This window comes from Polaromonas sp. CG_9.7 (genome assembly GCF_015752205.1).
Lineage (GTDB): Bacteria > Pseudomonadota > Gammaproteobacteria > Burkholderiales > Burkholderiaceae_C > Polaromonas.
Genome location: NZ_JADOVG010000001.1, coordinates 294,944 through 309,112 on the forward strand (window position 1 = coordinate 294,944; position 14,169 = coordinate 309,112).

The 14,169-nt window shown below is 58.9% G+C and carries 14 protein-coding genes; 9 read left to right on the plus strand and 5 right to left on the minus strand.

The window, feature by feature from the left end; all coding sequences use genetic code 11:
• Window positions 1–64 precede the first annotated feature (64 nt).
• From era to nagZ, 5 genes are all read left to right on the plus strand, one after another.
• Window positions 65–1,021 carry a GTPase Era gene (gene era / locus IWX87_RS01375; RefSeq protein ID WP_196861839.1) on the plus strand — a complete coding sequence of 319 codons (957 nt, stop codon included), beginning with the start codon at window positions 65–67 and terminating at the stop codon, window positions 1,019–1,021.
• Between the two features lie 462 nt (window positions 1,022–1,483).
• Window positions 1,484–2,233 (plus strand): DNA repair protein RecO, encoded by a 750-nt coding sequence (recO, locus tag IWX87_RS01380; protein WP_196861702.1) that lies wholly within the window; start codon window positions 1,484–1,486, stop codon window positions 2,231–2,233.
• Between the two features lie 23 nt (window positions 2,234–2,256).
• Entirely contained in the window at window positions 2,257–3,087 is an 831-nt protein-coding gene (locus tag IWX87_RS01385; protein ID WP_196861703.1) for a pyridoxine 5'-phosphate synthase, read from the plus strand.
• Entirely contained in the window at window positions 3,087–3,479 is a 393-nt protein-coding gene (gene acpS, locus IWX87_RS01390) for a holo-ACP synthase (protein ID WP_196861704.1), read from the plus strand. Before IWX87_RS01385 ends, acpS begins: the two co-directional genes overlap by 1 nt.
• A 64-nt stretch (window positions 3,480–3,543) precedes the next feature.
• Entirely contained in the window at window positions 3,544–4,602 is a 1,059-nt protein-coding gene (nagZ, locus tag IWX87_RS01395) for a beta-N-acetylhexosaminidase (protein WP_196861705.1), read from the plus strand.
• A gap of 25 nt (window positions 4,603–4,627) precedes the next feature.
• Here nagZ and IWX87_RS01400 read toward each other — a convergent pair whose 3' ends face one another.
• Complete coding sequence (locus IWX87_RS01400; RefSeq protein ID WP_196861706.1) at window positions 4,628–5,134, minus strand: YgjP-like metallopeptidase domain-containing protein; 507 nt, start codon at window positions 5,132–5,134, stop codon at window positions 4,628–4,630.
• A gap of 36 nt (window positions 5,135–5,170) precedes the next feature.
• Here IWX87_RS01400 and IWX87_RS01405 point away from each other — a divergent pair, with 36 nt between their 5' ends.
• The 4 genes from IWX87_RS01405 to IWX87_RS01420 all read left to right on the plus strand — a co-directional run bounded on the left by IWX87_RS01405 (window position 5,171) and on the right by IWX87_RS01420 (window position 10,097).
• Window positions 5,171–5,359 carry a hypothetical protein gene (locus IWX87_RS01405; RefSeq protein WP_196861707.1) on the plus strand — a complete coding sequence of 63 codons (189 nt, stop codon included), beginning with the start codon at window positions 5,171–5,173 and terminating at the stop codon, window positions 5,357–5,359.
• The gene (locus tag IWX87_RS01410) at window positions 5,343–6,527 is read left to right on the plus strand and encodes a patatin-like phospholipase family protein (protein WP_196861708.1); all 1,185 of its coding nucleotides are present in this window, start codon (window positions 5,343–5,345) and stop codon (window positions 6,525–6,527) included. The genes IWX87_RS01405 and IWX87_RS01410 overlap by 17 nt, the downstream gene beginning before the upstream one ends.
• A gap of 164 nt (window positions 6,528–6,691) precedes the next feature.
• Window positions 6,692–7,183, plus strand: a complete 492-nt coding sequence (locus tag IWX87_RS01415; RefSeq protein ID WP_196861709.1) for a transposase — start codon at window positions 6,692–6,694, stop codon at window positions 7,181–7,183.
• Between the two features lie 370 nt (window positions 7,184–7,553).
• Entirely contained in the window at window positions 7,554–10,097 is a 2,544-nt protein-coding gene (locus IWX87_RS01420; RefSeq protein ID WP_196861710.1) for a ricin-type beta-trefoil lectin domain protein, read from the plus strand.
• 185 nt (window positions 10,098–10,282) lie between these two features.
• Here the strand turns inward: IWX87_RS01420 and lysS are convergent, their stop codons facing one another.
• The 4 genes from lysS to accD form a co-directional block, all read right to left on the minus strand.
• Window positions 10,283–11,848 carry a lysine--tRNA ligase gene (gene lysS, locus IWX87_RS01425; RefSeq protein WP_196861711.1) on the minus strand — a complete coding sequence of 522 codons (1,566 nt, stop codon included), beginning with the start codon at window positions 11,846–11,848 and terminating at the stop codon, window positions 10,283–10,285.
• A 172-nt stretch (window positions 11,849–12,020) separates the two neighbouring features.
• A complete protein-coding gene (locus tag IWX87_RS01430; RefSeq protein WP_196861712.1) occupies window positions 12,021–12,695 on the minus strand; it encodes an LON peptidase substrate-binding domain-containing protein in 675 nt (224 codons plus the stop codon).
• Between the two features lie 31 nt (window positions 12,696–12,726).
• Entirely contained in the window at window positions 12,727–13,065 is a 339-nt protein-coding gene (locus IWX87_RS01435; RefSeq protein WP_196861846.1) for a hypothetical protein, read from the minus strand.
• A 182-nt stretch (window positions 13,066–13,247) separates the two neighbouring features.
• Window positions 13,248–14,120, minus strand: coding sequence for an acetyl-CoA carboxylase, carboxyltransferase subunit beta (accD, locus tag IWX87_RS01445; RefSeq protein WP_196861713.1), 873 nt, complete (start codon window positions 14,118–14,120; stop codon window positions 13,248–13,250).
• Window positions 14,121–14,169: the final 49 nt, after the last annotated feature.

Below are 14,169 nucleotides of genomic sequence, written 5' to 3' on the forward strand. Positions count from 1 at the left end.
CGATCAAACGGCAGCATCTCCTGCAGCGCCCGAGCCTGCCCAGAGCCAGGACGCCATCGACGCCATGCTTGCCCAGGCAACAGCTTCGCGCGGCGCGGCTGTACCGGCGGACAATGGTGCGCAGAGCCTGCCGCCCGTGGGCGAGCAGCGTTGCGGCCTGATTGCCATCGTCGGCAAGCCTAACGTCGGCAAATCCACCTTGCTCAATGCGCTGGTCGGCCAGAAGGTCAGCATCACCTCGCGCAAAGCGCAGACCACGCGCCACCGCATCACCGGCATGCGCACGCGCGCCGCGACGCAGTTTGTGTTTGTCGATACACCGGGTTTTCAGACACGGCATGGCAATGCGCTGAACCGTTCGCTGAACCGTACGGTGGTTGGCGCCGTCAATGACGTGGACCTGATTGTTTTCGTGGTGGAAGCCGGCCAGTTCAACCTGGCCGATGCCAAGGTGCTGGCGCTGCTGCCAGAAAAAACACCGGCCATTTTGCTGGCCAACAAGTTTGACCTGATTCACCGCCGCGCTGAAATTGCGCCTTGGCTGCGCGCCATGCAGGAACGGCATAACTTTGCCGAATTCGTGCCGATGTCGGCCAACAATGCCAAGGACGTCGAGCGCCTGTTCGGGATTTGTGAAAAATACCTGCCGGTGCAGCCGTGGATGTATGGCGCGGATGAACTGACCGATCGCAGCGACCGCTTCATGGCTGCCGAGATCATCCGGGAAAAGCTGTTTCGCCTGACCGGCGACGAGCTGCCCTACACCTCGACCGTCATCATTGACCAATATGAGGAAGAGGGCAATCTGCGCAAGATTGCCGCGACCATCGTCGTCGAGCGCGACGGCCACAAGGGCATGATCATTGGGGAGAAGGGCGAGAAGCTCAAGCGCATCGGCACTGAGGCACGGCATGAACTCGAAGCCCTGACCGGCGGCAAGGTGTTTTTGGAGATCTGGGTCAAGGTCCGATCCGGCTGGGCGGATGACGAGGCACGCGTCAAGACCTTCGGGTATGAGTGATAGAGCCCCCACGCTCCCCGCTTCGCGTGGTTCGCTGCCCCCCGAGGGGGCCGCTGCGCCTGCGGTCCGGCGAAGCCGGTCCCGCGGCCCCTGCTTGGGAAGATGCACCCCCACGCTCCCCGCTTCGCGTGGTTCGCTGCCCCCCGAGGGGGCCGCTGCGCCTGCGGTCCGGCGAAGCCGGTTCCGCGGCCCCTGCTTGGGAAGATGCACCCCCACGCTCCCCGCTTCGTGTGGCTTCCTGCCCCCCGAGGGGGCCGCTGCGCCTGCGGCCCGGCAGAGCCGGTTCCGCGGCCCTTGCTTGGGAAGATGCACCCGACGGTCGCCCACTGCGTGTGGCTTCCTGTCCCCCCGAGGGGGCTGCTGCGCCTGCGGTCCGGCGAAGCCGGTCCCGCGGCCCCTGCTTGGGAAAATGCAGACCCTGCTTGCCACTTCTACGTGATCGCTTGACCTGACACCTCCACCTTGGCTGCCCAACGCATCAACAATGAACCCGCCTATGTGCTGCACCGTTACGACTGGAGCGAGTCCAGCCTGATCCTGGATGTGTTCACCCGTCACTACGGCCGGGTGGCGCTGGTGGCGCGCGGTGCCAAGAAACCCAGTTCCAGTTTCCGGCCGATTTTGCTGCCCATGCAGCCGCTGCATGTCGCATTTGGCGGCGATGCGGAAATCCGCAACCTCAAGAGTGCTGAATGGCAGGGTGGCCATGTCATGCCAAGTGGCGATGCGCTGCTTTCGGGTTATTACCTGAACGAGTTACTGATGCGCCTGCTGGCCCGGGACGACCCGCATCCACTGCTGTTTGATGCCTATGCCGCCACGGTCCAGCTGCTTGCCAGCCAGAATACCGAAACGCTTCAGCTGGCGCTGCGTGCTTTCGAGTTGCGCCTGTTGCAGGGGATTGGCTTGCTGCCCCGGCTGGATGCCGAAACCGCAACCCTGGCGCCGCTGGCTGCGCAGCAGCGTTATGTGCTGGTTGCCGAGGCCGGTCTGCGGCCCGTCCATGACGATGACCGCTTCAGCCTGAGCGGCGAACACTGGCAGGCGCTGCAGCAGTCGCTGGGTGAAAAAGCGCTGTTTACCGACACGCTGCGGGCCTGTGTGCCGGCCGCCAATGAACTCAAAATACAGCTGCGTGCCTTGCTGCACTACCATTGTGGTGTCAGGGTTTTGAAAACCCGGCAGATGATGATGGACCTGCAAGCCCTTTAACGATTTATTCGATTGATGTCGCCATGATCGCCTTATTCCACTCCGACCATCGTTCGCACCTGCCCCATCCCCCCGGCACTTTGAAAACCGTGCTGTCGGTCAACGTCAACAAGGTGGCGCTGCTTCGAAATACCCGGCATCTGGACATTCCCAGCGTGTTGCGCGCTGCCGAGTTGTGCCTGAAGGCGGGTGCCAGCGGCATCACGGTGCATCCCCGGCCCGACGAGCGCCACATACGCGCCGACGATGTGTATGAAATTGCCGCGCTGATGAAGGACTGGCCGCACTGCGAGTTCAACATCGAGGGCAATCCGCTGCAAAACTTGATGCATTTTGTGCGCGACCTGTCGGCCCGGGGCTTGCCGCTGCACCAGTGCACTTTTGTGCCTGACAGCGAAGACCAGTTCACCAGCGACCACGGCTGGAGTTTTCCGCAGGATGCCGAACGTCTGCAGCCACACATCGAATATGCCCATGCGCGCGGCGTTCGGGTCAGCCTGTTCATGGACCCGGTTCCCGAGGCCATGGCTGCTGCCAAAGGCATTGGCGCCGACCGGGTCGAGCTGTACACCGAAAGCTATGCAAGCCACTGGTCTGGCCCTGAAAAAAACAAGGCCTTGGACCAGTTTGCGCAGACCGCGCGGGCAGCGGCAGCTATTAATTTGGGAGTGAACGCCGGACACGACCTGAACCGTGACAACTTGGCTGATTTCTTGCGCGCCGTTCCCAACGTGCGCGAAGTTTCCATCGGCCATGCGCTGGTAGCCGATGCGCTCGAACTCGGTTACGACGCCACGGTCAAGGATTACCTGCGCTGCATCAACGAGGCGTTCGCGCCCGCCGCCCTGGCTTGATGATCTACGGCATCGGCACCGACATCTGCGACATCCGCCGCATCCACGCCAGCCTGGCGCGCCATGGCGAACGCTTTGCCCAGAGAATCCTGAGCGACGGCGAACTGGCGACATGGACAGAGCGCAGCGCCCGCTGGCCCGACCGGGGTGTCAGCTACCTTGCCACCCGCTTTTCTGCCAAGGAAGCCTTCAGCAAGGCGATTGGCCTGGGCATGCGCATGCCCATGACCTGGCGGCATTGCGAAATCGCCAAGATGAACAGCGGCAAGCCCGAAATCGTGCTGCATGGCGCACTCAAGGACTGGTTTGACGCGCGCGAACTGACGGCGCATATCACCGTGACCGATGAAACCGACTATGCCGCAAGTTTTTGTGTTGTAGAGAAAAAGTAACCATTGCGCATGCCATTCCTGCACAAGCAGCTATGAATTTAATAGTACTCCTGAAAATATTCCCATGACCCCGCACGCCCCTCTCATCATCGACATCGCCGGTCTCAAACTGAGCAAGGACGACCGCCGCCGCCTCCGGCATCCGCTGACCGGCGGCATCATCCTGTTCGCCCGCAACTGGAAAGACCGCCAGCAGCTCGGCAAGCTGTGCGCGGAGATCAAGGCTTTGCGCGACGACCTGCTGATCTGCGTGGACCACGAAGGCGGCCGGGTGCAGCGCTTTCGCACCGACGGCCTGACGCACCTGCCACCCATGCGTGCCTTGGGTGCGCAGTGGGTCAGGGACCAGCTGGCCGCCACCAATGCCGCTACTGCCTGTGGCTATGTGCTGGGCGCCGAACTGCGCGCCTGCGGCGTCGATTTCAGCTTCACACCGGTGCTGGACCTCGACCATGGCGAAAGCGGCGTCATCGGTGACCGTGCCTTCGGCCGCGACCCGCGCGTCGTCAGTCTGCTGGCCAAGAGTCTGATGCACGGCCTGCTGCAAAGCGGCATGGCCAATTGCGGCAAACATTTTCCCGGCCACGGCTTCGTCAAGGCTGACTCGCACACCGACATTCCGGTGGACACGCGTACGCTCAATGCCATCCTGAAAGACGACGCCGCGCCGTATGAATGGCTCAACACCACGCTGTCCAGCGTGATGCCGGCGCATGTGATCTACCCCAAGGTCGATGCGCGGCCGGCCGGTTTTTCCAGCAAATGGCTGAACTTCATTTTGCGCAGCCAGCTCGGTTTTGGCGGCGCGATTTTCAGCGACGACCTGAGCATGGCCGGTGCGCGGCTGATCGACGGCGTGGAAGTGAGCTACACCGAGGCAGCCATTGCCGCGCTGAACGCCGGCTGCGACATGGTTTTGCTGTGCAACCAGTCGGTGGGCGATGGCAAGCCGGTCGATGAATTGCTCGATGGCATGGCCGAAGCGCTGCTGAAAGGCCGTTGGGAAGCGCTGGAAGCCAGCGAATTGCGCCGTGAGGCGCTGCTGCCGCAGGCGCCCGCGCTGGAATGGGATGAACTCATGGTGCATCCGGCCTACATGCATGCTCTGGGCCTAATTCCCTGACATCTGCCGGAGTGGCCACTTCAAGTTACGCGCCCGACCACTCCAGCTTGCCCGCCGCGTCAATGTGCGTCAGGTACACGCGCAGGTCAAACTCGTACTGGTGGTAGTGCGGCTCCATGTAGGTGCAGAGTTTATAAAACGCCTTGTCGTGCGCTTTTTCCTTGATGTGCGCCAGTTCATGCACCGCAATCATCCGTAAAAACTCCTCCGGCACTTCCTTGAATAGCGACGCTACCCGAATTTCACGCTTGGACTTGAGCTTGTTGCCCTGCACCCGCGAAATCGTCGTGTGCGTGCCCAGCGCGTGGGTGATGATTTGCAGCTTGCTGTCGAACATCACCTTGTTCAATGGCTCCGAATTGCGCAAAAACTCATTTTTCAGCACCATGACATAGTCATACAAGGCCTTGTCGGTGCGTACCGCGTGGGTATGACGGTATTTGGCCAGCAGCGTTTCGCCCAGGCTGCCTTTGGCCAGCAATTGCTGAACCTGCGTCTGAAGGCTCTCCGGGTAGCCTGCAAGGTATTTCATTGAAGTTAGTATTATTTTTTGTAGCAAAAATTGCAGGTGGGTAAAGCGAAAAAGGCCATTTTTATTCAAAAAATGGCAGTTCTGCAATGCTGCCGGATGGTAGCGCAAACCGCAAAGCCATTGAATGGCGAAGCGCAGGCGATTCCAGGCAGCGCCCGCGCGGCATGGTCTGTAAACGGCGGTACTTGCGGTTTGTTACCCTTCGAAGATGAAAAATTCCAATAATGCAGTACTCCCCCTTCCTGACAGCGGCCATCGCCTGGTCAATCTGGCGTTGCAAGGCGGTGGCTCGCACGGCGCCTTCACCTGGGGCGTGCTCGACGCACTGCTGGAAGACGGCCGCATTGACATCGAAGGCATCAGCGGCACCAGCGCAGGAGCCATGAATGCCGTGGTGCTGGCGCATGGGCTGGTTAGCGCCCCGGACCAGTCCCGGCTCGCGCGCTATGAAGTGGCCCGGAAGGCACTGGCGACGTTCTGGAACGGCATTATTGACTTGAGCGCCGTGTCGTCTTCGCTGTCAAAGTCACTTTCTCTGTGGCAGCGTGCGCCGTTCAACATCCTGCTCGGCCAGCTGGGCGGCGGCATCTGGTCGGCCTCGCGCTGGACCGATGAACTGACCCGCTACTGGTCTGGCAGCGTGTCGCCTTACCAGAGCAATCCGTTTGACATCAACCCGCTGAAGGATTTTTTGGCGTCCCAGGTTGATTTCGAGCGGCTGGCTGCGCACCCGTTCCCGGCAACGCCGAAGGTGTTCGTGGTGGCCACGCGCGTCAGCACCGGCAAGGCCGAGGTGTTTTCAGGCAAGCGCCTGACGGCTGACGCGGTCATGGCGTCGGCCTGCCTGCCGATGGTGTTTCAGGCGGTCGAGATTGAAGGCGACCATTTCTGGGATGGCGGCTATACCGGCAACCCGGCGCTGCACCCGCTGCTCTACGAATGCCAGAGCCGGGACATCATGCTGGTCCAGATCAACCCGATCCGGCGCGACAAGCTGCCGACCCAGCCAGGCGAGATTGCCGACCGGGTCAATGAAATCACCTTCAATGCGGGGCTGGTCGCCGAAATGCGCGCCATCGATTTCGTCAAACGCTTGCTGGCCGAAGGCAAGCTCGAAGCGTCGCAATACAAGGATGTGCTGATGCACCGCATCGACGGTGGTGAAGTGCTGGACGCCTACAGCGCCTCGACCAATGCGTCAATCGATGCCGGCCTGATCCATGCCTTGCGCGACTTGGGCAGGCTGTGCGCGGCCCAATGGCTGGCCCAGCGCTACCCCATGCTGGGTGTCGAATGCAGCGTTGACATTGCACGCGACTATCTGGACGATCTGCGCCTGCCGGTGGAACGTGCGACGGCCGCACCCAAGCGCAAGAAAAACGTCCTGCCCTAAGCGATTTTTTGCATGAAATAGGCCATTTCCGTAAATCTGGTGTGCGCAAGCAGCTATCAATTCAGTAGTCAATAGTTGCCATGCGCTTTGAGTGCGGTGACGGAAGGTCAGGGTGATTTCGCGTTAGCTTCGCGGCGCAGAGCCGAAAAAAAATCACATCGCGGATGCTCGCGCTGTTCGGTCATGGCCCTGACAGGCAGGTGCGCGCAGTGTGCGCCACGACCGACCGGCGTGCGCTGCAGGTCCTTGCCACTTGGCACCTCATCACCAACTTGTCGCGCGAGCAGGCGACGCTGGACGAGGTCGTGCGCATATACGGCTTGCGCAACTGGGTGGAGCAAAGCTACAAGCAAATGAACGACGAGCTCGGCTGCGCCGACTTCATGGTTCGAAGCGACCGGGCGATCCGCCCTCACTGGACGTTGGTGTGCTGCGCGGTGGCCTTTTGCTGGTGCAACGATGCCAGCCAGGCCCGCGCCAGTGAGTCTTCAGCACCGGCCGAGGCAGGGAAAAAAACCGGCAGTCGCAATGCACTGCCGTGTGCTGGCCGCGCCTGCTGGGCGCTTGGCTGTCCCCGGGCTAATTGCTGGCGAGCTACTGGAGCGCATTTGCCGACACGCCCCCGGCCGGACTCGCCGCGCTGCTCGACGGCTTGAACGCTGGCCACAGGAATGAACTCTGCCTTCGGCTTTAACAAAATACCGCTAGAGCTGGAAAAACACCGCGCCAACAACTTGCCCATTGTCAATTAAGGAGCGGTGTATGCCGTCATGCGGCAATGGCATGAACACTAGTAGTAACCATAAGTAAATATTTTTAATAAATTGATGATAATTGTGAATAGTTGCAACTTTTTGATTGACGCCATCACATCACTCAGGTCATCTGCAGGCATGGCTAAAAAAGTTGCCTCTTCCAGTTGCATAGGTTGAGTCTTGCCTGCAAGACATCAGAAATCGATGCACAAGTGCCGGCGCTGTGCCGTAGCGGTATTTCCCTGAAATTTAGTCTTCGAAAGAGACAACCATGAACCATCCGCAGAGCCTTAGGCAACGTCAATGGCTTACCCCGTGGACCCAACAATTATTACTGCTCGTAGTTTTTCTTCTTCTGGGCAGCGTGGGCAGAGCCCAGGCCCAAACGCCGCCTAATGGACTTCTTGCCCATGACCAGAGCGGTAAATGTATCGAGAACATCGGTACCCGTCTTTATATGTCTGCATGTGAGCCCTTTAAATCTTCTGAACAGTGGCGGCGTCAGGGTAATCTACTGGTGCATGTCCAGTCGGGTATGTGTCTGAGTGGCAATGGCACCGACATCTACATGGGTTCCTGTTCGGCTACCAGTCCACAGCAGCAATGGGCAGCCGACGGCCGTTTGTTGCGCCATACCTTGTACAGTAAATGCCTGGACGGCAACGGCACTTCCATATACTTTGGGTCCTGCAATGCTGCAAATCAATACCAGACTTGGGACCATGGCGCCAAGGTCACGCAAGGCGCCTTGAATTGCAAATTTTCAGAAAACCAGTTCGGCTATTCGGACGGTCAAGGTTATCTTCGAACTTTTATAAATGAAGCCATTGCAACACCCTTCACCTTAGATCGTTTGGGCTGGGGCGCCCGGCAGTTCGACGAGGTCTACCTGGTACAAAACAATACTAACGGTATGTGTCTTTCACGTCAGTCTGGCGCAATTGCATGTGACCCTAACGACCGGCAGCAGCACTACCGCATCACGGACGCAGTCGGCGGCAACATAATCAAACAGTGGGCGGCAAGCCATGTCAAGCTCAATCCCCTGACGCCCAAGTCAGTCGTTGACGTGTTTGACAATCCCAACAAGCCATTGCCAACAACGACGTTGACCGCACCGAACTTAGAGAGTTTGGGTATCAACATCAAAAAATCACTAAACAACACGGTGAGTACCGTAACCTTAGGACGCGTGCTGTCCAGCTCCTATCCGTATGACGTGGACGAGACTCGCCCGGCCCGTGTCGCCTGCGCAACCTACTCTGACCGTTCTACCGCCTTTAGCGCTTTGTCGCTCACCGAAAACTACATTCTGGCGGCCAAGTACGCCCAACAGGAAAGTGCAAGAACCCTGCGCGATTTAAGTCAATCTGCATTAACCACAGCTGAACGCAATGCCGTCATACAAAATATTACAAGCACACCGGATGTGGGTTCGCGCACTCTGAAGTTTTACGACTTCACGGCCGAAACCCAGGGGGATCTGTCCATCAAGTATTTGCAGGCCGGGGCACCGCATCTAATCACGCATGCCCAGCGATTGCTCAATGACATGGTTCCTTTCAGCAGCAGGGACGCGTTTGCAAATGCGGTATTGTCAGCATCGCAAGCCCCGCTGGAGGCCATGCTGCGAGGCGTAGATAGCGTGCCCCAGCACCCCATACGCGGCCGCAGTTTGCTGGAAACAGATGGCTACCTGAGCGGTCAGATGGGAGTGCAACTGCGTTTGCCTTGGGCTCTGCCACCGGGGGTGGCGAAGTTACCCTATTTGCCTTCAAACGGAAACTTTCGAATCAGCTTCCCAGCTGTGGGACATAAAGCCAATGTTGCCACGGGCGGCCCAGACGTCAATCACAGCTTCAGCGACTTCCGAACCAACAAAGCCGATGGCGTGTTCAATTTTGTCGCCACGATTGAGGTTGACAAGGAACTATGGGCAGCCAGTAGAGCCTGGAATCCTGTCTTGCCTTCGGTGAGCGGAGGTGTGGAATTTCACTTTGCGTTCAGCTATCGGGCGGCAGGTACCGGAGACCGCCTGCGTCTTGATTCGATTTCGTTCAATGTAATAGCCGATGCCGGTATTCAAGGCGGTGTAGTGGGGCTTGGGTCACGTACCCTGCAGCTCATGAGCCGCAATAGAGTGTTGCCAATGACTGTAGCAGAAACACAATTGGCCGGTGGACGGAGCGCTGGGTTGGCAAGCAGCGGCCCAAGCTTCAGTGACTGGCTCAGGCCCAATAGTTTGGCGCAAACCCGTCCTGCCAATTTGCAGCCGGTTGTCCTGGGTAACTCTCTTGCATCGGAATTCTATTTCATGCCCGACGGTGTCACGCCTTTGCATGTTGATGTCAATATTAGCCAACTTGGCCAAGAACCTCTGGTCATGCAGGCGGTGATCAATGAAATCAACAAAGCCAGTTTCAAGAAACCAGCCTTGGTTGGGGGGTTCCTGAACACTATTTTGGAGGCTGGAGTGGGGGTCAAATGGTTCAACACCTCATTTGTGAATGAAGTTGCATGCCGCTATGACACGCCGGCCAATACCGCCTGTAAATCGACCTACCGTAATTTCTGGGAATTCAGTTCGCAACCATCGACTATTGAATTTTTTGGAATGGGCGTGGCTTCAGTTCAGGTCAACATGTCGTGGGATAACGTGAATATCCCCTTCTTCCCAAGCTTGAGACCGACTTTAGGCATCATCGCTCCACGAGTGCAATATGCGGCTACGTCCAGTTATTGGATAGCTTTTTCCGACAAATCGGCAAAAGCCATGAAGGCAGGCGCAGCGCAAGCAACGCTGGCCGCCCATTGAACAACGCATGAATTAATTGCTTGTGCGGTTACCGCCACGCATGCCAATGCGTGGCCAACCATTTGGATTGGCTTAACTCCCGGATTCGGGCGTTAAGCCTTTTTTTTATGATGAGACATTGCAACTCAGTCGGCAGCGCCAAGCGCAAACGCTTTTCGTTGACGAGAGCGAAGCCACGCCAGTGCTTAAGCCTCGCGGCGCAGCGCCGGGAACAAAATCACGTCGCGAATGCTCGGGCTGTCGGTCAGCAGCATCATCAGCCGGTCGATGCCGATGCCGCAGCCACCGGCTGGCGGCATGCCGTATTCCAGCGCGCGGATGAAGTCGTGGTCGTAGAACATGGCTTCGTCGTCGCCGCTGTCCTTGGCATCGACCTGTGCATTGAAGCGCGCGGCCTGTTCCTCGGCGTCGTTCAGCTCGCTGAAGCCATTGCCGAACTCGCGGCCCGTGATGTACAGCTCGAAACGCTCAGTGACTTCCGGGCGCTCGTCATTGGCCCGCGCCAGTGGCGAGATTTCGGTCGGATGCTCCATTATGAAGGTCGGCTGCCAGAGCTTGTCCTCCACCGTTTCCTCGAAATACAGCACCTGCAGGCTGGCCAGCGAGCGGCCAGCCAGGCGGTTCTTGGCTTCACTCAAGCCAAGCTTTTTCAGCGCGTGGGTCAGCCATTCGGCGTTGTCCACGTTGTCGCCCGCGTCGGTGTGCTTGAGGATGGCTTCGCGAATCGTCAGGCGCTCAAACGGCTGGCTCAGGTCCACCGGCTTGTCGGCATAGCTCAGTTGCAGCGAACCACAGACCTTCTGCGCAATGTCGCGGATCAGGTCTTCGGTGAAGGCCATCAGGTCGGTGTAGTTCCACCAGGCCGCGTAGAACTCCATCATGGTGAACTCGGGGTTGTGGCGAACGCTGATGCCTTCGTTGCGGTAACTGCGGTTGATCTCGAACACGCGCTCGAAACCGCCGACGATCAGACGCTTCAAATACAGCTCGGGCGCGATGCGCAGGAACATTTCCTGGTCCAGCGCGTTGTGGTGCGTCTTGAACGGCTTGGCGTTTGCGCCGCCCGGAATCGGGTGCAGCATCGGCGTTTCGACTTCCAGAAAGTCATGCGACACCATGAAGTCGCGAATGCCGCTGACCGCCTTGCTGCGCGCCATGAAACGCTTGCGCGCGGCCTCGTCCATGATCAGGTCTACATAACGTTGGCGGTACTTCACTTCCTGGTCGGCCATGCCATGGAATTTGTCGGGCAACGGCCGCAGGCTCTTGGTGACCAGCCGGATGCTGTTGGCATGAATCGACAATTCACCCGTCTTGGTTCGAAACAGTGTGCCGGCAGCCGACACGATGTCGCCCAGGTCCCAGTGCTTGAATGCGGCATGCACGTCCTCGCCGACGCCGGCATTGTTGATGTAGAGCTGGATGCGGCCGCCCGTGGGGCCAAACGACGCGTCCTGCAATGTTGCAAAGCTGGCCTTGCCCATCACGCGCTTGAGCATCATGCGGCCGGCCACCGTCACCTTGACCCCCATGGGTTCGAGTTCTTCATTGCTCAGATGGCTGTACTGTGCAAACAGCGCTTCGGCACGGTGTTCCGGCTTGATGTCGTTGGGAAAAGCCACGCCCCGGCCGTCGGCCTGGTGCTGGCGCAGGGCGGCGAGCTTTTCCCGGCGCTCGACCATGAGCTGGTTTTCGTCGTGGTGGGCCGGGGCCGTGCTGACGGTGGCGGGAGGAGTCGGGTGGCTGGACATAGATCGGTGTTCCGGGGAAAGAAAAAAACTGAAAACCTGGGGCGTCGTGCTGCTGCTCAAAGAGCGGCAGAAAACGCCGAATCGTTGATTTTAGTTTTTTAAGAACGCTTTTTGGCGCGCCTTGGGCCTTGAGCCTTCTTTGTGCGCAATCCTGCGCTGCGCCAGCGGCAAATCAGCGTGAAATGCCGTTGCGTTCCAGGATGTCGCAAACCAGTTCCAGCCTGAGCAGCGGGTTGTCCAGTTCCATCAGTTGCTGCTTGACAGCGGGGGGAAGTGGCAACAATTCGCACCAGCGGTTGGCCACCCAGCTGCAGTCGTCGAGTTGGTAGGGGGCCAGCAGGGGCATTGTTTCAACAGGGGTATCGCCATTCAGCAGCCCTTTGATCAGTTTGCCCAGCGCATCGGCAGCCTTTTGCAGATCGTGCGGAATCTTGACCGGCAGGTCGTCTTCCATGCGAACCACATCGGCAATCCACAGGCCATGCTTGAGCTTTTCGCGTCGGGTGATGCTGAAACGGTGAATTCCCTGGCATTGCACCACCATCAGTCCTGCTTGCGGGACCGAGTATTCAATGATCTTGGCCAGCGTGCCGACCGTGTGGAAGGCTTCATTGGCAAAACCGTCACCGCTGGGCGCCGCATTTTTGACGCTGGCATTGGCAGGCTTTCGCACTTCCGAGCCTTGCGTCAACGAGACCACGCCAAACGGCGCCCCGGTCTTGTGACATTTGCCAATCATGTCGAGGTAGCGGACTTCGAAAATCTGCAGCGGCAGCAGGCCGCCGGGGTAGAGCACAGTGCCCAGCGGGAATAGCGGAAGGGAGGTTAGGGTCAAGGCTTCGGGCATGGTGGCGTGCGTTGAATGGCGACAGACTACATCATCCCATGCCCGTTTTGATTTTGCTTGCCTGATCATGTTGATTGGGGTAACCACGGCTGGCTGGAACGCCGTTTTTCAGGGCTGCCGTGGGGAAGGCAGAACGGCTGGAACAAGGCAGGCGCAAGTCCGGCACCGCCAAAACAGGTGTACCAGTATATAAAAACGATAGCATAAAATGCCCGTAATACCAGCGGATAAGGCCTTTTTGGCTTGTATTTTTCTCAGGTGGCGTGGCTCGTGACGCTGCTCGTATCCCGGGGTCGGTAAATGCGAAGTCTTGATGCCGGATATTTTTCAAGCCTGTCAGCCGGGCGCCTTGGCCGAGGTTGCATTTCACCGCTGCAATTCGGGCATTGGCCCTGCAGCACGCGCTCGGCACAGGCCACGCGAAAGGTGCACTCAAATGAAGAGATGTGCGCCTCAAGCGAATCGGGCGCCTGGGGTTTGTCACAACATTCTCAGGAGGAACAGAGTTCAACCATGATTTTTTTCTGAAAAATGTATTATCCCGGTGCAGCCTCAGCTCACCGCGTCGGCCGGCTGCTTGAGCAGCATGGCCAGTGAACTCGCCACGGTCTTGCGCAATTCCCGGCGGTCGCAAATGAAGTCAACCGCGCCTTTGGTCTGCAAAAACTCGGCCCGCTGAAAACCTTCGGGCAGGGTGACGCGCACGGTCGATTCGATGACCCGTGGTCCGGCAAAACCGATCAGCGCCTTGGGCTCGGCAATCACGATGTCGCCGAGAAAGGCAAAGCCCGCACTCACGCCGCCCATGGTTGGGTCGGTCAGCACACTGACATAGGGCAGGCCTTTCTTGGCCAGGCGCGTCAGCGATGCATTGGTCTTGGCCATCTGCATCAGGCTCAGCAGGCCTTCCTGCATGCGCGCGCCGCCGGTGGCGGTGAAGCAGATGAAGGGTACTTTTTGCTCGATGGCGGTGTGCACGCCGCGCACGAAGCGCTCGCCGACAACGCTGCCCATGCTGCCGCCCATGAAATCAAATTCAAAACACGCCACGACCACACCAATGCTGTGCAGCGCGCCGCCCATCACCACCAGCGCATCGGTTTCGCCGGTGTTTTCCATCGCTTCCTTGAGCCGCTCGGGGTACTTGCGGCTGTCCTTGAACTTCAACGCATCGACCGGCAACACTTCCTGGCCGATTTCGTAACGGCCTTCGGCGTCCAGAAAGGCATCAAGCCGCTCGCGTGCGCCGATGCGGTGGTGGTGGCTGCACTGCGGGCAGACGTTCTGGTTTTTTTCCAGGTCGGTCTTGTACAGCACGGATTCGCAGCTGGGGCATTTGATCCACAGGCCTTCGGGCACGCTGCGGCGTTCAGTCGGGTTGGTGGGGCTGATTTTGGGCGGGAGGAGTTTTTCGAGCCAAGACATGGTGTCAGTCCTTGTAGGCTTGCGGCTGGCGCTGCTTTTTTAGGCATAC